Genomic DNA, 18,545 nt, shown 5'->3' with positions numbered 1-18,545 from the left:
TAGAAATTGGAGAGGTGAATAACTTGGCAGGACATTTAGTTAAGTATGGTAAACATCGTACGCGCCGGAGCTATGCACGAATTAAAGAAGTACTCGATTTACCAAACTTAATCGAGATTCAAACGGATTCGTACCAATGGTTCTTAGACGAAGGTCTTCGGGAAATGTTCAACGACATTATGCCGATTGAAGATTTTGCCGGTAAATTGTCACTTGAGTTCGTTGACTATCAGTTGTTAGAACCAAAGTATACCGTTGATGAAGCTCGCGAACATGAAGCAAACTACTCTGCGCCATTGCACGTTACGTTGCGGTTGACTAACCATGAAACGGGTGAAATCAAGTCCCAAGACGTCTTCTTTGGTGACTTCCCATTAATGACGGAACAAGGAACTTTCATTATTAATGGTGCTGAACGGGTTATTGTTTCACAATTGGTCCGTTCACCAGGGGTTTATTACAACTTAGATATTGATAAAAACAATCGTAAAATCTGGGGCGCAACGGTTATTCCTAACCGGGGCGCTTGGTTAGAATACGAAACTGACGCTAAGGAAGTTTCATACGTTCGAATCGACCGGACTCGGAAGATTCCAATGACGGAATTAGTTCGGGCACTTGGTTTTGGTTCTGACGAAGAAATTATCGACATTTTTGGTGGATCAGACAGTTTAGACTTTACCCTTGATAAGGATGTACACAAAAACCCTGAAGATTCACGGGTTGCGGAATCCTTAAAGGATATCTACGAACGTTTGCGTCCAGGCGAACCAAAGACTGCGGACAGTGCACGGAGTTTATTGACTGCGCGCTTCTTTGATCCAAAGCGTTACGACATGGCTCCAGTAGGTCGTTACAAGGTCAACAAGAAGTTAAGCTTGAAGACTCGTTTACTAGGTCAAACCCTCGCAGAAACCCTTGCTGACCCAGATACTGGGGAAGTATTGGCTCAAAAGGGTGACGTTGTCGACAAAGACGTAATGAAGAAGTTGGCACCTTACCTTGATCGTCAAGACTTCAAGATGGTAACTTACCAACCTTCTGATGAAGCGGTAGTTCCAGAACCAATGACGATTCAAGTAATTAAGATACAAGACCCTAACGATCCTGAACGCGAATTAAAGATGATTGGCAACGGGAACATCGACTTGAAGCTTAAGCACATTACTCCTGCCGATATTATTGCTTCGATTAACTACTTCTTCCTATTACAACAAGGAATCGGTAGCACTGATGATATCGATCACTTGGGTAACCGGCGGATTCGTTCAGTTGGTGAATTATTACAAAACCAATTCCGAATCGGTTTAGCTCGGATGGAACGGGTTGTTCGGGAACGGATGTCGATCCAAGATGCCGAAACCGTCACACCACAACAATTAATCAATATTCGTCCAGTAGTGGCAGCAACTAAAGAATTCTTTGGTTCTTCACAATTGTCACAGTTCATGGACCAAACCAACCCGCTTGGTGAATTGTCACATAAGCGTCGTCTTTCAGCCCTTGGACCAGGTGGTTTAACTCGTGACCGTGCTGGATACGAAGTCCGGGACGTTCACTATACTCACTATGGTCGGATGTGCCCAATTGAAACTCCCGAAGGTCCTAATATCGGGTTGATCAATAACTTGGCTTCTTACGGAAAGATTAACCGTTATGGCTTTATTGAAACACCATATCGTCGGGTTTCATGGAAAGATCACAAGGTAACCGACCGGATCGATTACTTGACTGCTGACGAAGAAGACCAATTCGTTATCGCACAAGCGAACTCGCCATTAAACGACGACGGTTCCTTCGTGGATGACGTAGTTATGGCTCGTCATGAAAGTGACAACATTGAAACTAGCATTGAAAACGTCGACTACATGGACGTTTCACCTAAGCAAGTAGTTGCGGTTGCGACGGCATGTATTCCTTTCTTGGAAAACGATGACTCTAACCGGGCTTTGATGGGTGCGAACATGCAGCGCCAGGCGGTTCCTTTGCTTGACCCTCACGCACCATTGATTGGTACTGGTATTGAATATAAAGCTGCTCATGACTCAGGGGTTGCTTTGCTATGTCAACATCCTGGGGTTGTTGAATACGTTGATGCTCGTGAAATTCGGGTTCGTCGTGATGATGGAGCACTAGACACTTACAAGTTGATGAAGTTCCGTCGTTCTAACGGTGGTAAGAACTACAACCAACGCCCAATCGTGCGGGTTAACGACAAGGTTGACGCTGACGATGTATTGGCAGATGGTCCATCAATGGAATTAGGTGAATTAGCGCTTGGTCAAAACCCATTGATTGCTTTCATGACATGGCAAGGTTACAACTTCGAAGATGCGATTGCGATTAACGAACGCTTGGTTCGTGACGACGTTTATACTTCTATTCATATTGAAGAATATGAATCAGAAGCGCGTGATACGAAGTTAGGACCGGAAGAAATGACCCGTGAAATTCCAAACGTTGGGGAAGACGCATTGCGCAACCTTGACCAAGACGGAATCGTGCGGATTGGTGCGGAAGTTCAAGATGGTGACATCCTAGTTGGTAAAGTTACTCCTAAAGGGGTGACAGAACTATCCGCCGAAGAACGGTTGTTACACGCTATCTTTGGTGAAAAAGCTCGTGAAGTTCGTGATACATCCCTCCGTGTGCCACATGGTGGCGGCGGTATCGTCCAAGACGTGAAGATCTTCACTCGGGAAAATGGTGATGAACTATCTCCTGGCGTTAACATGATGGTTCGAGTTTACATTGCCCAAAAACGTAAGCTTCAAGTTGGGGATAAGATGGCTGGTCGTCATGGTAACAAGGGTACGGTTTCAGTAGTTATCCCAGAAGAAGATATGCCATACATGCCAGATGGTACCCCAATCGACATTATGCTTAGTCCAATGGGTGTGCCTTCCCGTATGAATATCGGACAAGTTTTGGAATTGCACTTGGGAATGGCAGCACGCAACTTGGGTATTCACATGACTACACCTGTTTTTGATGGTGCTCGTGACGAAGATATCTGGGAAGCTGTTGCAGAAGCTGGTATGGATTCCGACGCGAAAACCGTGCTATACGATGGTCGGACAGGTGAACCGTTTGAACAACGGGTTGCGGTTGGTGTCATGCACTACATGAAGCTTGCTCACATGGTTGACGATAAGATTCATGCTCGTTCAATTGGACCTTACTCACTAGTTACGCAACAACCACTTGGTGGTAAAGCACAATTTGGTGGACAGCGTTTTGGTGAAATGGAAGTTTGGGCCCTTGAAGCTTATGGTGCAGCTTACACATTGCAAGAAATCTTGACTTACAAGTCTGATGATATTGTTGGACGGGTTAAGACTTACGAAGCAATCGTGAAGGGTGAATCAATTCCTCGTCCTGGCGTACCGGAATCATTCCGCGTGTTGGTTAAGGAATTACAAGCTTTAGGACTAGACATGAAGGTTCTTGGAGAAGATAAGCAAGAGGTTGAACTTCGTGATATGGACGAAGATGATGATGAAGTTGTCAACGTTGATGCTCTAAGCAAGTATGCCGAAAAGCAAAAGGCGGCTAATGCTAACGAAGCTGATGCGTCAACAACTGAATCTACTCCTGTGGAAACTGAAAACAACCAAAATTAATTTTTATAAAAGAAAGAGGAGGTCAGTCCGTTGATCGATGTTAATAAATTCGAAAGTATGCAAATCGGTTTAGCTTCGCCTGATAAGATCCGGATGTGGTCGTATGGGGAAGTTAAGAAACCAGAAACCATCAACTATCGAACTTTAAAACCAGAAAAAGATGGGTTATTCGACGAACGCATTTTTGGACCGACTAAGGATTACGAATGTGCTTGTGGAAAGTACAAACGGATTCGTTACAAGGGAATTGTTTGTGATCGTTGTGGTGTGGAAGTTACTAAGTCAAAAGTTCGTCGCGAACGGATGGGACATATTGAACTTGCAGCCCCAGTAACTCACATCTGGTACTTTAAAGGTATTCCAAGTCGGATGGGCTTAGTGCTTGACATGAGTCCTCGTTCGTTGGAAGAAATCATTTACTTTGCTTCTTACGTAGTTGTTGATCCTGGTGATACTCCACTTGAAAAGAAGCAATTGTTAACTGAACGTGAATACCGGGCTAAGTTAGACGAATACGGAAACCGTTTTGTAGCTAAGATTGGTGGGGAAGCTATCCAAGCCTTGCTACAAAGCGTGGACCTAGAAAAAGAAGCTAACTTACTAAAAGAAGAATTGAAGGAAGCTTCTGGCCAAAAACGGACTCGTGCCGTACGTCGTTTGGACATTATTGAAGCCTTCATCAAGTCTGGTAACCATCCGGATTGGATGGTAATGGATGCTATTCCAGTTATTCCGCCGGATCTACGTCCGATGGTTCAGTTGGATGGTGGTCGGTTTGCTACTTCCGACTTGAACGATTTGTATCGGCGGGTAATTAACCGGAATAACCGGTTGAAACGCTTATTAGATTTGAACGCACCTGGAATCATCGTGCAAAACGAAAAACGGATGCTACAAGAAGCGGTAGATGCGTTGATCGATAATGGTCGGCGTGGTCGTCCGGTTGCTGGTCCTGGTAACCGTCCATTGAAGTCACTATCCCACATGCTGAAAGGTAAGCAAGGACGTTTCCGTCAAAACTTACTTGGTAAGCGGGTTGACTACTCTGGACGTTCGGTTATTGATGTTGGTCCATCTTTGAAGATGAACCAAATGGGTCTTCCAGTTCCGATGGCAATGGAATTATTTAAGCCATTCATTATGAAGGAATTGGTTAGCCGGAATTTAGCTTCTAACATTAAGAATGCTAAGCGAAAAATTGATCGTAAAGACGAAGAAGTCTACGACGTATTAGAAGATGTTATTAAAGAACATCCCGTGCTATTGAACCGGGCCCCTACTTTGCACAGACTTGGTATTCAAGCCTTTGAACCAGTCCTCGTTAGTGGTAAGGCAATGCGGCTTCACCCATTAGCTTGTGAAGCTTACAACGCCGACTTTGATGGGGACCAAATGGCGATCCACGTTCCGTTATCTAACGAAGCTCAAGCAGAAGCACGACTCTTAATGCTTGCTGCTCACCACATTTTGGCACCTAAGGATGGTAAGCCAGTGGTTACGCCTTCTCAAGATATGGTTATCGGTAACTACTGGTTAACCATGGAACGCGCTGAAAGCGTTGGGGAAGGAATGATCTTCAACGACCTCGACGAAGTTAAGCTTGCTTTGCAAAATGGTTACGTATCAATCCACACTCGGATTGGGGTGCGGGCAAGTTCAATGCCTGAAAAGCCATTTACTGATCAACAACGGCAACAAATTTTGATCACCACGGCTGGTAAGATGTTGTTCAACGACATTTTGCCAAAGGATTTTGTTTATCTGAACGCGCCAACTAACGAAAACTTAGTTAACGGTACGCCGGATGAATATTTCCTTGAAGCTGGTGAAGATATTCATGAACAATTGAACCAACGTCCGCTACTTTCACCATTCAAGTCTGGGTTCTTGAGTGATGTAATTGCGGAAGTTTACAAGCAATACAAAGTTACCGAAACTTCCTTGCTCCTTGACCGGATGAAGGACCTTGGTTTCTACCGTTCCACACTTTCTGGATTAACCGTGGGGATTGCGGATATTACCAACTTGCCGGACAAGCCTGCAATCATTGCGGCAGCGCATAAGAAGGTCGCAACGGTTACTAAACAATTCCGTCGTGGTTTGATTACGGATGACGAACGTTATGAACGGGTTATTGGAATTTGGAACGATGCTAAGGATGAAATCCAACAACGGTTGATGGATACCTTCGATCAACAAAATCCAATCTTCATGATGTCGGATTCTGGTGCTCGTGGTAACATCTCTAACTTTACGCAGCTTGCCGGAATGCGTGGTTTGATGGCTGCGCCTAACGGTAAGATCATGGAATTGCCAATCTTGTCAAACTTCCGTGAAGGACTTAGTGTTTTGGAAATGTTTATTTCTACTCACGGTGCTCGTAAAGGAATGACCGATACGGCCTTGAAGACCGCTAACTCAGGTTACTTGACTCGTCGTTTGGTTGACGTTGCCCAAGACGTTATCGTTCGTGAAAAGGATTGTGGTACCGACCGCGGTCTATTGATCACTGCGATTGCAGAAGGTAACGAAATGATTGAACCACTTTACGACCGGATCCTTGGTCGTTACACCATGAAGTCAGTTATCAATCCAGAAACTGGCAAGGTAATCGTGGGTCAAAACGAAATGATTGACGAACGTAGTGCACAAGAAATCATCGATGCTGGTATCCAAGAAGTAACCATTCGTTCCGCATTTACATGTAACACGGCTCACGGGGTTTGTGAAAAGTGTTACGGTCGGAACATGGCTACTGGTGACCGGGTTGAAGTTGGTGAAGCAGTTGGTACAGTTGCTGCTCAATCAATCGGTGAACCAGGTACTCAGCTTACCATGCGTAACTTCCATACTGGTGGGGTTGCTGGTAACGCCGATATCACCCAAGGTCTCCCACGTATCCAAGAAATTGTGGAAGCTCGTAATCCTAAGGGACCTGCTGAAATTTCTGAAGTTACTGGGGTGGTTGAATCAATCGAAGAAGATCCTGCCGAAGGTACTAAGGAAGTTACCGTTAAGGGTGAAACGGATACCCGGACGTATAGCTTACCAATCACTGCCCGCATGAAGGTGGCTGAAGGTGACTACATCCACCGTGGTGCACCACTTAACGAAGGTTCTATCGATCCGAAGAAACTTATCAAGGTTCGTGACGTACTTTCTACTGAAAACTACTTGCTCAGTGAAATCCAAAAGGTTTACCGTATGCAAGGTATTGAAATCAGTGACAAGCACGTTGAAATCATGATTCGTCAAATGCTTCGGAAAGTACGGGTTATGGATCCAGGTGACACAGATATTCTTCCAGGAACGTTGATGGACATCGACGACTTTAAGAAGGATAACTACAAGACCTTGATCGCTGGTGGAATTCCGGCAACGTCTCGTCCAGTAATTCTTGGTATTACTAAGGCTGCTTTGGAAACTAATAGTTTCTTATCCGCGGCTTCCTTCCAAGAAACTACCCGAGTATTGACGGATGCAGCTATTCGCGGTAAGAACGATCCGTTGGTTGGTTTGAAGGAAAATGTTATTATCGGTAAGATTATTCCTGCCGGTACTGGAATGACAGACTACCGTCAAATTAAACCAGAAGTGGTTGGTGGCAACGCTGAACAACCACAAACGTTAAGTGACGTTGAAAAAGAAATGAACGAAACAATTGAAAACTAATTGTGGATTTTAAAAGGGTGTTCCAAGTTAAAATGACTTGGAACACCCTTTTTTGTTAGGTAATTAAGTTTAAATTTAGAAGTTGCTGCGCAGACTTTGGGCGAGTTGGTCAAAACGGTCGTAGAAGGCGTCTGCGTTAACTTGGGTCACGAAGGTGACGGGACGACCTGCCGGATCAGGATACGTTTTTCCAGCTGAAATCCCCTTAGAAACCACCTTTACATTCAGCGGTTTGCTAGAAACTAGTTCGGGATACTTGCTAATCAAGGTGGTCAGCACGTCCCAAAGGTAGTAAGTTGAATTAGCTTCGAAAGAATGGACTAATGAATAACCTTGACCAATCAAGTCGAGGGCGGGGTACTGCCGTTGTTTTGCCCAACGTTGACGTAGCGCAGTGGTGAGGGGGACTTGGTTAGTACTGTCTAAGCTGACGATAGTGATCGGCAAATCGCTAGCGAATACAGTTTGTACTGCCTCGGGGTCCCAAAAAGCGTTCCACTCGGCAGTGCCATCGTGCGCGGGCTCGGCTACGTTTCCGATGCCGTTCATTGAACCACCCATCCAGAATAGCCGGTCGATTTTGGCGGTGATGGTCGGGTCAACAGCTAAAGCGCGTGCTAAATCAGTCAATGGACCAGTCATTACGAGGGTGATTGGCACAGATGATTGCTGAAGTTTTTGGACCATGTCGAGGTGCGCCGGCTGTTTAGCTAACCGAGTTTGGGGATTACCCTCATGGAGGTGCTCATTTAAAATTGGAAAATCATCAAACGAAAATGCACTTAAACGCCATTCTTTAGGAAATTGGTTGACCGGTCGGGAATCGGATTGGGCCACTTCCAGTTGGTCAGGTGAGCCGAATAAATCGATAATTTTACGCGATGCCGAAACGGCGGGTTCGACGTAAGAGTCGGCACCCACGGCACTGACCCCAATGATTTCCGTATCCGGAAAGGCGAGTAATAAAATCAACGAAACTAAATCATCAACGTTGCCGTCGTGATTGAAATAAATTTTTTGCATGATGGTAACCCCCTAAATTTGATTATGGCTATCTTAGCATAATTAGTTGTAGAGCTGAATGGTTAATATACGTAAGGACTAACCAATTGGCGGCAAAAAGGCAGGGGACGAAGGCAACCATTCGTTGTTTGGTAACCATTATGCGCACTAACGCAATTAAGCAGGCTAAGCAAATAATTCCTGAAGTTATGGACGTCCCGAATAGGAGGGCGAGAAAAACCATTACTTCAAGGTCGCCTTGACCCATTTTTTGAAAAAAACGCTGGTTTTCAAAGTTATTTAATAGTAAAACGGTTAATACCACAAGTGCCGCAAATTTCACACCGCTAAAGAATTGGTAAGTTTCAAATAGCGCGGGAAATAGCAAAATTTGGGAGTGGATTTGTCTAGTGGCGTAATCTTCTACACTAAGAAAACTTAGAATCAACAGAGTTAGAAGTGTAAAGGGTTCGCCAGTAGTCAGTTGCACGGTCAGCCAAAAGCTGATCCCGCTAATAACTTCGAGACTCAGCATTTTAAGGGGAATCTGATTTCCGCAAAAAAGACAACGTCCTCTACTAACGCAGTAGCTAAAAATAGGAAACAGACAAAAGTAGGGGAGCGGGGTCCAACAATAATCACAATGGGAAGCGGGGAACGTAATTGACTCACCGGATACGCGTCGTTGGTAAGTGGCCATTAAAAAAGATCCCCACGCACTGCCAAAGTAAAAAATTAATAAATGATAGAGTAGTAGCATGAAAACTGCCTCCTTCGTATTCGTAACTAAATATAAAATTACGAAACTAACGGAATGTTTTTTTATTTGATAAACTTGCATTCAATAAAATTGCGTGATATTCTATTGAAGGTGCTTTTTGTGGACAGGTTCTCTGCGCAAATGCAGACATGCTGACTGGAAACGTTAGCCCTGGTACCCGTCCTGGCCATCTTTTTTTATAGCAAAAAAAGAACCGCCTGGATATGTGTACTTAAAATACTTAAATTATTTTTCAATTATTTGGAAGGAGAAACATCGATGCCTACAATTAACCAATTGGTTCGTAAGGGTCGTCGTTCTCAAAGCTCGAAGTCAAAGGCTCCAGCTTTGAACTACGGCTACAACAGCATGAAGAAGTCTCAAGTTAATAATCCAGCTCCTCAAAAACGTGGAGTTGCAACACGTGTCGGTACTATGACACCTAAGAAGCCTAACTCAGCTTTGCGTAAGTATGCTCGTGTTCGTTTATCTAACTTGATCGAAGTTACAGCATACATTCCTGGTATTGGTCACAACCTTCAAGAACATAGTGTTGTCTTGATCCGTGGTGGACGTGTAAAGGATTTACCTGGTGTTCGTTACCATGTTATCCGTGGTGCACTTGATACAGCAGGGGTTACTGATCGTAAACAAAGCCGTTCTAAATACGGTACAAAGAAGCCTAAGAAGTAAGGAGGTCGTGTATAAATGCCAAGAAAAGGTCCAGCACCAAAACGCGAAGTATTACCAGATCCAATTTATAACTCAAAGCTTGTTACACGCTTAATCAACCGTTTAATGTTAGATGGTAAGCGTGGAAAAGCTTCAAAGATTCTATACAAAGCTTTCGATATTATCGAAAAGGAAACGGGTTCTCAACCAACTGAAGTATTCGAAGAAGCAATGAACAACATCATGCCTGTCCTTGAAGTTAAGGCTCGTCGTGTTGGTGGTTCTAACTACCAAGTTCCGATCGAAGTACGTCCAGACCGTCGTACAACCCTTGGTTTACGTTGGTTAGTTAACTACGCTCGTCTCCGTGGTGAACACACAATGTCAGAACGTCTTGCACGTGAAATCATGGATGCTGCTAACAACACTGGTGCATCTGTTAAGAAACGTGAAGATACACATAAGATGGCTGAAGCTAACCGTGCCTTTGCACATTATCGTTGGTAAAATTCAGTCGTTGCAATTACTTGTTGCAACCATTGATGACTATTATATGGATGCATATAGTAGTCATTTTTTCTAACAGGCTATTAATTGATTTCATTGGAAGGAGAAACTTTAAATAATGGCTAACAAACGTGAGTTTCCTTTAGAAAAGACTCGTAACATCGGTATCATGGCTCACATTGATGCTGGTAAGACTACCACAACCGAACGAATCTTGTACTATACAGGTAAAATCCACAAAATTGGTGAAACCCATGATGGTGCTTCACAAATGGACTGGATGGAACAAGAACAAGAACGTGGGATCACAATCACATCCGCTGCTACAACTGCAGCATGGAAAGACCACCGGATTAACATCATCGATACCCCAGGACACGTGGACTTCACTATCGAAGTTGAACGCTCACTCCGGGTGCTTGATGGTGCGGTAGCCGTTCTTGATGCACAAGCAGGGGTTGAACCACAAACTGAAACAGTTTGGCGTCAAGCTTCTGATTACAACGTTCCCCGGATCGTTTTTGCTAACAAGATGGATAAGATCGGTGCTAACTTCGACTTCTCCGTACAATCATTACGTGACCGTCTTCAAGCAAATGCTTTACCAATTCAAATGCCAATCGGTGCCGAAGATGACTTTGAAGGGGTTATTGACTTAGTTGAAATGAAGGCCGACTTGTATGATGAAGACGAATTAGGTACTGAATGGGATACCGTTGAAATTCCTGACCAATACAAGGAAGAAGCTGAAAAACGTCGTGGCGAAATGCTTGAAATTTTAGCTGACGTTGACGAAAACATCATGGAAAAATACCTTGGCGGTGAAGAAATTTCTACTGATGAAATCAAAGCTGCTATCCGTAAGGGTACTTTGTCACTTGAATTGTTCCCAGTACTTGCTGGTTCAGCATTCAAGAACAAGGGTGTTCAAATGATGTTAGACGCTGTTGTGGATTACTTACCATCTCCATTGGATGTTAAGCCATACGGTGCTACAGATCCTGAAACTGGCGAAGAAGTTCAATTGATTGCCGGCGACGACAAGCCATTTGCTGCTTTGGCATTTAAGGTTGCTACTGACCCATTTGTTGGTCGTTTGACATTTATCCGTGTTTACCAAGGTACTTTGGAATCTGGTTCATACGTATTAAATGCTACAAAGAACAAGCGTGAACGGGTTGGTCGTTTGCTACAAATGCACTCTAACCAACGTCAAGAAATCCCAGAAGTATTCTCTGGTGATATCGCTGCCGCAATCGGTTTGAAGAACACTACTACTGGTGATTCTTTAACTGATCCAGATCATCCATTACACTTGGAATCAATGCAATTCCCAGAACCAGTTATCGAAGTTGCCGTTGAACCAAAATCAAAGGCTGACCAAGATAAGATGGACGTTGCTTTACAAAAACTTGCTGAAGAAGATCCTTCATTCCGTGCTGAAACTAACCCAGAAACTGGGGAAACAGTTATCGCCGGAATGGGTGAACTTCACTTGGATATCATCGTTGACCGGATGAAGCGTGAATTTAACGTCGAAGCTAAGATTGGTGCTCCACAAGTTTCTTACCGTGAAGCATTCACAAAACAAACTTCTGCTCAAGGTAAGTTTGTTCGTCAATCTGGTGGTAAAGGTCAATATGGTGACGTTTGGATTGAATTCACACCTAACGAAGAAGGTAAAGGATTCGAATTCGAAGACGCTATCGTTGGTGGTGTAGTTCCTCGTGAATACATCCCATCAGTTGAACAAGGTTTGAAGGAAGCTATGAATAACGGTGTTCTTGCTGGTTATCCATTAGTTGACTTGAAAGCTAAGTTATACGATGGTAGTTACCACGAAGTCGATTCTAGTGAAGCTGCCTTCAAGGTTGCCGCTTCAATCGCTTTACGTGAAGCTGCTAAGACGGCTGCACCAGTTATCTTAGAACCAGTTATGAAGGTTGAAATCCGTGTTCCTGAAGAATACATGGGTGATATCATGGGTCAAGTAACTGCTCGTCGTGGTCGTGTTGAAGGTATGGAAGCAATTGCTGGTGCTGAAGAAATCCACGCATTTGTTCCACTTTCAGAAATGTTTGGCTATGCAACTACGCTTCGTTCTGCATCACAAGGTCGTGGTACATTTACAATGACCTTTGATCACTACGAACCAGTTCCAAAGTCAATCCAAGAAGAAATTATCAAGAAAAATGGCGGAAAAGCTGAATAATTTCTAAAATTGAAGTTCTCTTTTTTAACGCTTAAAGCGTTAGGGAAGGGGACTTCTTTTTTTGCAAAAAAATCGTTAAATGCCCTTGCCACGGGGACGTTTTTCATGTATCATAATCAAGTACCGTGTAAAAACGAGGGGGCATACTGCCCTCCCCACGGTGGTGTATAAGCAGAGCGTTGATGTGAAAGGTTGCGACACACCCGGCCGCTTTGCCACAGGGTGTGGCGGTAATTTTCACGGAGCAAGTCTTATTTTTAAAATAGACGAGGGAGGTAACACAATGGCAAAACAAAAAATTCGTATTCGCCTTAAGGCTTACGAACATCGCATTTTAGATCAATCTGCTGACAAGATTGTTGAAACAGCAAAACGCACTGGTGCAACAATTTCGGGTCCAATCCCATTGCCAACAGAACGCACAGTTTACACTGTTTTGAGTTCTCCACACAAATTCAAGAAGGCTCGTGAACAGTTTGAAATGCGCACACATAAGCGTTTGATTGATATCGTTAACCCTACACCAAAGACAGTTGATTCTTTGATGAAGCTTGACTTGCCAAGCGGTGTAGATATCGAAATCAAATTATAATTTTAAAGCACAAACGGAGGTGTACTAATGACCACAAAAGGAATCTTAGGTAAGAAGGTCGGAATGACACAGGTTTTCACTGAAGCTGGTGAATTAATCCCAGTTACAGTAATCGATACTACTCCTAACGTTGTATTGCAACTTAAGACTGTTGAAAACGACGGTTATGCAGCAGCTCAATTAGGTTTTGACGACAAGCGTCAAGTATTGAGTAACAAACCTGAACAAGGCCACGTAGCAAAAGCAAATACAAATCCTAAGCGCTTCATTCACGAAATCAGAGATGTTGAGCTTGGGGAAGATGTTAAAGTCGGAGACAAGATCGCAGCAGACATCTTTGAAGCAGGTGACTTCGTCGATGTAACTGGTACAACTAAGGGACATGGTTTCCAAGGTGTTATCAAAAAAGACGGTCAACGTCGTGGTCCGATGGCGCACGGTTCTCGTTACCACCGTCGTCCTGGTTCATTGGGAGCAATTATTAACCGCGTGTTCCCAGGTAAGAAGTTGCCAGGTCGCATGGGTAACAAGACAGTTACAATTCAAAATCTAGAAATCGTTAAGGCAGATACAGAAAACAACGTACTTTTAGTTAAGGGTAACGTACCTGGTGCTAAGAAGTCATACGTAGTTGTTAAGAGTACTGTAAAAAACACATCTAAATAAGAGAGGAGGACCAATAAATGGCTAACGTATCATTATTCAAACAAGACGGAACTCAAAACGGAACCGTTGAATTAAATGCCGACATCTTCGGTATTGAACCCAACAACGATGTGGTCTTTGAAGCCGTAGTTATGCAACGTGCATCTATGCGCCAAGGAACACACGCAGTAAAGAATCGTAGTGCTGTACGTGGTGGTGGTAAGAAACCATGGCGTCAAAAGGGTACTGGACGTGCTCGTCAAGGTTCAATTCGTTCACCACAATGGCGTGGCGGAGGAATTGTCTTCGGACCTACTCCTCGTTCATACGCATACAGCATTCCAAAGAAAATGCGTCGCTTAGCATTGAAGTCAGTACTTTCACAAAAGGTATTGGATGAAAGCTTGGTTGTTGTTGATGAATTTAAGTTCGAAACTCCAAAGACAAAGGACTTTGCTCAATCATTAAGCAAACTTAATGTTGAAAAGAAAGCTCTATTAGTTCTTGAAGAAGATAACGAAAGTGCTGTATTGGCTGCTCGTAATTTATCTAACGTAAAAATTGTTGAACCAACTGGTATCAACGTTTTAGATATTATGAATAGCGACAAACTTGTCATTACACAAAAGGCTCTTTCTCAAGTAGAGGAGGCTCTAGCATAATGGAATCACGTGATATTATTTTACGCCCAGTTGTTACCGAAGCATCCATGGCGTTGATTGACGACAAGCGTTACACGTTTGACGTAGATCCTCGTGCTACAAAGACTCAAGTTAAGAAAGCTATCGAAGAGATCTTTGATGTTAAGGTAATCAAGGTTAACATTATGAATGTTAAAGGTAAGTTGAAGCGCCAAGGCCGTTACGCTGGTTACACAAAGAAGCGTCGTAAGGCAATCGTTCAACTTTCAGAAGATTCAAAAGAAATCCAATTATTTGGTGAAGAATAAAAAATAGGAGGGAAACAACGTGGGGATTAAGAAATTTAAGCCAACAACGAATGCTCGTCGTGGCATGACACAATTGGACTACGCTGAAATCACAAAGAAGCGTCCAGAAAAGTCATTGTTGGAATCTCAAAGCCATTCAGCTGGTCGTAACAACTACGGTCGGATGACGGTTCGCCATCGTGGTGGTGGTAACAAGCGTCAATACCGGATCATCGACTTTAAGCGGATTAAAGACGATGTGCCAGCAACAGTTAAGGCAATCGAATATGATCCAAACCGTTCAGCTAACATTGCATTGCTTGTTTACGCTGATGGTGTTAAATCATACATCATTGCTCCTAAAGGTTTAAAAGTTGGCGACCAAGTTCAATCTGGACCTGAAGCCGACATTAAAGTAGGTAACGCGCTACCACTTGCAAACATTCCTGTTGGTACAGTTATCCACAATATCGAATTAAAACCAGGTAAGGGTGGACAACTTGTTCGTTCTGCTGGTACATCAGCTCAATTACTTGGTAAAGAAGGCAAGTATGCACTTGTTCGTCTTGCTTCTTCAGAAGTTCGCATGATTCTTGCTACAAACCGTGCCACAATTGGTGCTGTAGGTAACGAAGAACACGAACTAATCAACGTTGGTAAAGCTGGTCGTAACCGTTACGCTGGTCAACGTCCACACGTTCGTGGTTCTGTAATGAACCCTAACGATCATCCACATGGTGGTGGTGAAGGTAAGGCACCTATCGGACGTCCATCTCCACTTTCTCCATGGGGTAAGAAAACAATTGGTAAGAAGACTCGTAACAAACATAACAAGTCAAACAAATTTATCGTTCGTGGTCGTAAACGCGGTCGCTTAGGTAATATCTAGAACAGTTTTCGAAGGAGGTCAAATTAATGGGTCGTAGTTTAAAAAAGGGACCATTCGCTGATGAACATCTTTTAAAGAAGATCGATGCACAAAAAGATCAAGAAAAGAAATCAGTTATCAAGACATGGTCACGTCGTTCAACAATTTTTCCAAGTTTCATCGGTTACACAATCGCTGTATACGATGGTAGAAAACATGTTCCAGTTTATATCCAAGATGATATGGTTGGTCATAAGCTTGGCGAATTTGTTCCAACTCGCACATTCCGTGGTCACGGTGGCGACGACAAAAAGACATCTGGAAAGTAAGGAGGATGAATCATGGCTGAACAAGTAACATCTGCACAGGCAACTGCAAAGACTGTTCGGATTGCCGCTCGTAAGGTTCGTCTCGTAGTCGATCTTATCAGAGGTAAAAGTGTCGCTGAAGCTTTTGCAATTCTTAAATTTACACCGCGCAGTGCTTCACCTATCGTAGAAAAGGTATTGAAGTCTGCAGTGGCGAATGCTGAAAATAACTTTGATTTGGATCGTGAAGATTTGGTAATTAGCAAAGTCTTTGTTAACGAAGGACCAACGTTGAAACGTTTCCGTCCACGTGCTAAGGGCTCGGCATCACCAATCAACAAACGGACAAGTCATATTACAGTTGTAGTATCAGAAAAATAGGAGGGATAACGCGTGGGTCAAAAAGTAAATCCTAATGGATTCCGTGTTGGTGTCATTCGTGATTGGCAAGCAAAATGGTATGCTGATAAAGACTTTGCTAAGTTCCTTGGCGAAGACATCAAGATTCGTGAATTTATCGCAAAGCAACTCACTGATGCTTCCGTATCTACTGTTGAAATTGAACGTGCTGCAAATCGTGTTAACATTTCAATTCACACTGCAAAACCAGGTATGGTTATCGGTAAAGGTGGATCAGAAGTTGAAAAGTTGCGTAAACAACTAAATGAATTAACTGGCAAACGTGTTCACATCAACATCGTTGAAATCAAGAAACCTGATCTTGAAGCAAAACTTGTTGGTGAAAACATTGCTGCTCAACTAGAAGGACGGGTTGCATTCCGTCGTGCTATGAAACAAGCTATGCAACGCTCAATGCGTGCCGGCGCTAAAGGTATCAAGACACAAGTTGCAGGTCGTCTAAACGGAGCCGACATGTCACGTGTAGAACACTATTCCGAAGGTAAGGTTCCTCTTCACACATTACGTGCTGATGTGGATTACGCTTGGGTTGAAGCTCGTACTACATACGGTCAACTTGGTGTTAAGACATGGGTTTACCGTGGTGAAATTTTACCTGAAGCAAAGGAAGCTAATAACAACTCTAAAGAACAAGGAGGGAAATAAGCATGTTAGTACCTAAGAGAGTAAAACATCGTCGCGAACATCGTGGACGGATGCGTGGTGCCGCTAAAGGCGGTAAGACAGTTACTTTTGGTGAATTCGGCTTACAAGCATTGACTTCATCATGGATTACTAACCGCCAAATTGAAGCTGCTCGTATCGCAATGACGCGTTACATGAAGCGTGGCGGTAAAGTTTGGATTAAGATTTTCCCTCATAAATCATACACATCTAAAGGTGTGGGTGTTCGTATGGGTAATGGTAAAGGTACTCCAGAAGGCTGGGTTGCACCAGTAAAACGCGAAAAGGTTATGTTTGAAGTTGCAGGTGTTCCTGAAGAAGTTGCCCGCGAAGCTCTTCGCTTGGCAGCTATGAAACTTCCTGTTAAGACAAAGATTATCGCACGCGAGGAAGTAGGTGGCGAATCAGATGAAGGCTAAAGAAATTAATGAATTAACCACTGACGAAATGATCAACAAGGAAAAAGAGTACAAGGACGAGTTATTCAACCTACGTTTCCAATTGGCAACTGGCCAACTTGAAAACACTGCTCGCCTTAAAGCTGTTCGCAAGAACATTGCGCGGATCAAAACTGCTCTACGTCAACAAGAATTAAACAAGTAAAAGAATACGAAGGGAGGACTTAGTCAATGAGTGAAGAACGTAACGCACGAAAGGTTTACCAAGGACGCGTAGTTTCTGACAAGATGGATAAGACTATCACAGTCCAAATCGATACTTACAAGACACATCCAGTTTACGGTAAACGTGTAAAGTACTCAAAGAAATATAAGGCACATGACGAAAATAACGCTGCAAAGAAGGGCGATATCGTAACAATCATGGAAACAAGACCTTTGTCTGCAACAAAGAGATTCCGTTTGCTTGATATCGTTGAAAAAGCAGTTATTATCTAGCTCATGTTTCGTATTCTGATACAAAATTGAAGGGAGGACACTAACTGTGATCCAACAAGAGAGTCGTTTGAAAGTTGCTGACAATTCTGGAGCACGTGAACTGTTGGTTATTAAGGTATTGGGTGGTTCCCGTGTTAAATTTGGTTACATTGGTGACGTTGTGGTTGCTACGGTTAAACAAGCAACACCAGGTGGCGTTGTCAAAAAAGGTGACGTTGTCAAAGCGGTTGTTGTTCGTACAAAACAAGGCGCACATCGTGCTGATGGTTCATACATCAAATTTGACGAAAATGCTGCAGTATTAATTAAAGATGATAAGAGTCCACAAGGAACACGTATCTTTGGCCCAGTTGCACGTGAATTACGTGATAAGGACTACATGAAGATTGTTTCTTTGGCTCCTGAAGTATTGTAATCGACCATCATAACGAAGGAGGTGCGCCATTAAATGTTCGTAAAAGTTGGCGACAAAGTTCGCGTAATCAGCGGAAAAGACAAGGGCAAGGAAGGTACTATCAAACAAACACTTGCTAAAAAGAACCGTGTTGTTGTTGAAGGCATTAACATGATTAAAAAGCATCAAAAGCCTAACAATGCAAATCCTCAAGGTGGAATTCTTGATATTGAAGCACCAATCGATGTTTCAAACGTAATGCTTATCGATCCATCAACTAATGAACCAACTCGGGTTGGCTTCAAGGTTGTTGATGGTAAAAAAGTTCGTGTTTCTAAAAAAACTGGCGAAAGTATCGACAAGTAATCTAAACGGAGGGAGGA

20 protein-coding genes and 1 pseudogene are annotated in these 18,545 nt (G+C 43.3%); 18 read left to right on the top strand and 3 right to left on the bottom strand.

Translation table 11 applies throughout. The annotated features are described in order from the left end of the window. Positions 1-23 precede the first annotated feature (23 nt). Both NYR25_07155 and rpoC read left to right on the top strand, forming a co-directional pair. A complete protein-coding gene (locus NYR25_07155; protein UWF33369.1) occupies positions 24-3,623 on the top strand; it encodes a DNA-directed RNA polymerase subunit beta in 3,600 nt (1,199 codons plus the stop codon). Between the two features lie 30 nt (positions 3,624-3,653). Beyond that, on the top strand, positions 3,654-7,295 hold the full coding sequence (rpoC, locus tag NYR25_07150; GenBank protein ID UWF33368.1) for a DNA-directed RNA polymerase subunit beta': 3,642 nt from the start codon (positions 3,654-3,656) through the stop codon (positions 7,293-7,295). Positions 7,296-7,370: 75 nt separating this feature from the next. On the opposite strand, the gene NYR25_07145 is transcribed toward rpoC, so the two are convergent. The 3 genes and pseudogenes from NYR25_07145 to NYR25_07135 all read right to left on the bottom strand — a co-directional run bounded on the left by NYR25_07145 (position 7,371) and on the right by NYR25_07135 (position 8,997). Next, positions 7,371-8,318: a nucleoside hydrolase gene (locus NYR25_07145; GenBank protein UWF33367.1), complete on the bottom strand. Its 948-nt coding sequence runs from the start codon at positions 8,316-8,318 to the stop codon at positions 7,371-7,373. A 28-nt stretch (positions 8,319-8,346) separates the two neighbouring features. Further along, the gene (locus NYR25_07140; protein ID UWF34743.1) at positions 8,347-8,832 is read right to left on the bottom strand and encodes a hypothetical protein; all 486 of its coding nucleotides are present in this window, start codon (positions 8,830-8,832) and stop codon (positions 8,347-8,349) included. A 12-nt stretch (positions 8,833-8,844) separates the two neighbouring features. Then, positions 8,845-8,997: pseudogene (locus NYR25_07135) on the bottom strand (prepilin peptidase). A gap of 339 nt (positions 8,998-9,336) precedes the next feature. On the opposite strand from NYR25_07135, the gene rpsL reads away from it, so the two are divergent. From rpsL to rplX, 16 genes are all read left to right on the top strand, one after another. After that, positions 9,337-9,750 (top strand): 30S ribosomal protein S12, encoded by a 414-nt coding sequence (gene rpsL, locus NYR25_07130; protein UWF33366.1) that lies wholly within the window; start codon positions 9,337-9,339, stop codon positions 9,748-9,750. A 15-nt stretch (positions 9,751-9,765) separates the two neighbouring features. Beyond that, on the top strand, positions 9,766-10,236 hold the full coding sequence (gene rpsG, locus NYR25_07125; GenBank protein UWF33365.1) for a 30S ribosomal protein S7: 471 nt from the start codon (positions 9,766-9,768) through the stop codon (positions 10,234-10,236). A gap of 118 nt (positions 10,237-10,354) precedes the next feature. Continuing rightward, complete coding sequence (fusA, locus tag NYR25_07120; GenBank protein UWF33364.1) at positions 10,355-12,448, top strand: elongation factor G; 2,094 nt, start codon at positions 10,355-10,357, stop codon at positions 12,446-12,448. 283 nt (positions 12,449-12,731) lie between these two features. Next, the gene (rpsJ, locus tag NYR25_07115) at positions 12,732-13,040 is read left to right on the top strand and encodes a 30S ribosomal protein S10 (protein UWF33363.1); all 309 of its coding nucleotides are present in this window, start codon (positions 12,732-12,734) and stop codon (positions 13,038-13,040) included. A gap of 27 nt (positions 13,041-13,067) precedes the next feature. Beyond that, positions 13,068-13,706 (top strand): 50S ribosomal protein L3, encoded by a 639-nt coding sequence (rplC, locus tag NYR25_07110; GenBank protein ID UWF33362.1) that lies wholly within the window; start codon positions 13,068-13,070, stop codon positions 13,704-13,706. A gap of 17 nt (positions 13,707-13,723) precedes the next feature. After that, on the top strand, positions 13,724-14,347 hold the full coding sequence (gene rplD, locus NYR25_07105) for a 50S ribosomal protein L4 (protein ID UWF33361.1): 624 nt from the start codon (positions 13,724-13,726) through the stop codon (positions 14,345-14,347). Continuing rightward, on the top strand, positions 14,347-14,634 hold the full coding sequence (gene rplW, locus NYR25_07100; GenBank protein ID UWF33360.1) for a 50S ribosomal protein L23: 288 nt from the start codon (positions 14,347-14,349) through the stop codon (positions 14,632-14,634). Before rplD ends, rplW begins: the two co-directional genes overlap by 1 nt. A gap of 19 nt (positions 14,635-14,653) precedes the next feature. After that, complete coding sequence (gene rplB, locus NYR25_07095) at positions 14,654-15,502, top strand: 50S ribosomal protein L2 (protein ID UWF33359.1); 849 nt, start codon at positions 14,654-14,656, stop codon at positions 15,500-15,502. Positions 15,503-15,528: 26 nt separating this feature from the next. Continuing rightward, positions 15,529-15,810: a 30S ribosomal protein S19 gene (gene rpsS, locus NYR25_07090; GenBank protein UWF33358.1), complete on the top strand. Its 282-nt coding sequence runs from the start codon at positions 15,529-15,531 to the stop codon at positions 15,808-15,810. 12 nt (positions 15,811-15,822) lie between these two features. Beyond that, on the top strand, positions 15,823-16,170 hold the full coding sequence (gene rplV / locus NYR25_07085; protein UWF33357.1) for a 50S ribosomal protein L22: 348 nt from the start codon (positions 15,823-15,825) through the stop codon (positions 16,168-16,170). 12 nt (positions 16,171-16,182) lie between these two features. Beyond that, positions 16,183-16,854 carry a 30S ribosomal protein S3 gene (gene rpsC / locus NYR25_07080; protein UWF33356.1) on the top strand — a complete coding sequence of 224 codons (672 nt, stop codon included), beginning with the start codon at positions 16,183-16,185 and terminating at the stop codon, positions 16,852-16,854. A gap of 2 nt (positions 16,855-16,856) precedes the next feature. Next, on the top strand, positions 16,857-17,291 hold the full coding sequence (gene rplP / locus NYR25_07075; GenBank protein ID UWF33355.1) for a 50S ribosomal protein L16: 435 nt from the start codon (positions 16,857-16,859) through the stop codon (positions 17,289-17,291). Continuing rightward, positions 17,281-17,475: a 50S ribosomal protein L29 gene (gene rpmC, locus NYR25_07070; GenBank protein UWF33354.1), complete on the top strand. Its 195-nt coding sequence runs from the start codon at positions 17,281-17,283 to the stop codon at positions 17,473-17,475. Before rplP ends, rpmC begins: the two co-directional genes overlap by 11 nt. Positions 17,476-17,501: 26 nt before the next feature. Next, positions 17,502-17,768, top strand: a complete 267-nt coding sequence (rpsQ, locus tag NYR25_07065; GenBank protein UWF33353.1) for a 30S ribosomal protein S17 — start codon at positions 17,502-17,504, stop codon at positions 17,766-17,768. 46 nt (positions 17,769-17,814) lie between these two features. Then, positions 17,815-18,183, top strand: coding sequence for a 50S ribosomal protein L14 (rplN, locus tag NYR25_07060; protein UWF33352.1), 369 nt, complete (start codon positions 17,815-17,817; stop codon positions 18,181-18,183). 33 nt (positions 18,184-18,216) lie between these two features. Continuing rightward, positions 18,217-18,528, top strand: coding sequence for a 50S ribosomal protein L24 (gene rplX, locus NYR25_07055; protein UWF33351.1), 312 nt, complete (start codon positions 18,217-18,219; stop codon positions 18,526-18,528). Positions 18,529-18,545 lie beyond the last annotated feature (17 nt).

The organism is Pediococcus acidilactici, assembly GCA_024970065.1.
In the GTDB taxonomy this organism is placed as follows: domain Bacteria; phylum Bacillota; class Bacilli; order Lactobacillales; family Lactobacillaceae; genus Pediococcus; species Pediococcus acidilactici_A.
The sequence above is the reverse complement of the archived record's forward strand: the minus strand, read 5'-3'. Positions and strand labels throughout refer to the sequence as shown.

Excerpts from the sequence above, each read along its gene's own strand:
- NYR25_07145 (UWF33367.1), bottom strand. The coding sequence starts at position 8,318 with ATGCAAAAAATTTATTTCAATCACGACGGCAACGTTGATGATTTAGTT.
- NYR25_07140 (UWF34743.1), bottom strand. The coding sequence starts at position 8,832 with ATGCTGAGTCTCGAAGTTATTAGCGGGATCAGCTTTTGGCTGACCGTG.
- rpsL (UWF33366.1), top strand. The coding sequence starts at position 9,337 with ATGCCTACAATTAACCAATTGGTTCGTAAGGGTCGTCGTTCTCAAAGC.
- rpsG (UWF33365.1), top strand. The coding sequence starts at position 9,766 with ATGCCAAGAAAAGGTCCAGCACCAAAACGCGAAGTATTACCAGATCCA.
- fusA (UWF33364.1), top strand. The coding sequence starts at position 10,355 with ATGGCTAACAAACGTGAGTTTCCTTTAGAAAAGACTCGTAACATCGGT.
- rpsJ (UWF33363.1), top strand. The coding sequence starts at position 12,732 with ATGGCAAAACAAAAAATTCGTATTCGCCTTAAGGCTTACGAACATCGC.
- rplC (UWF33362.1), top strand. The coding sequence starts at position 13,068 with ATGACCACAAAAGGAATCTTAGGTAAGAAGGTCGGAATGACACAGGTT.
- rplD (UWF33361.1), top strand. The coding sequence starts at position 13,724 with ATGGCTAACGTATCATTATTCAAACAAGACGGAACTCAAAACGGAACC.
- rplW (UWF33360.1), top strand. The coding sequence starts at position 14,347 with ATGGAATCACGTGATATTATTTTACGCCCAGTTGTTACCGAAGCATCC.
- rpsS (UWF33358.1), top strand. The coding sequence starts at position 15,529 with ATGGGTCGTAGTTTAAAAAAGGGACCATTCGCTGATGAACATCTTTTA.
- rplV (UWF33357.1), top strand. The coding sequence starts at position 15,823 with ATGGCTGAACAAGTAACATCTGCACAGGCAACTGCAAAGACTGTTCGG.
- rplP (UWF33355.1), top strand. The coding sequence starts at position 16,857 with ATGTTAGTACCTAAGAGAGTAAAACATCGTCGCGAACATCGTGGACGG.
- rpmC (UWF33354.1), top strand. The coding sequence starts at position 17,281 with ATGAAGGCTAAAGAAATTAATGAATTAACCACTGACGAAATGATCAAC.
- rpsQ (UWF33353.1), top strand. The coding sequence starts at position 17,502 with ATGAGTGAAGAACGTAACGCACGAAAGGTTTACCAAGGACGCGTAGTT.
- rplX (UWF33351.1), top strand. The coding sequence starts at position 18,217 with ATGTTCGTAAAAGTTGGCGACAAAGTTCGCGTAATCAGCGGAAAAGAC.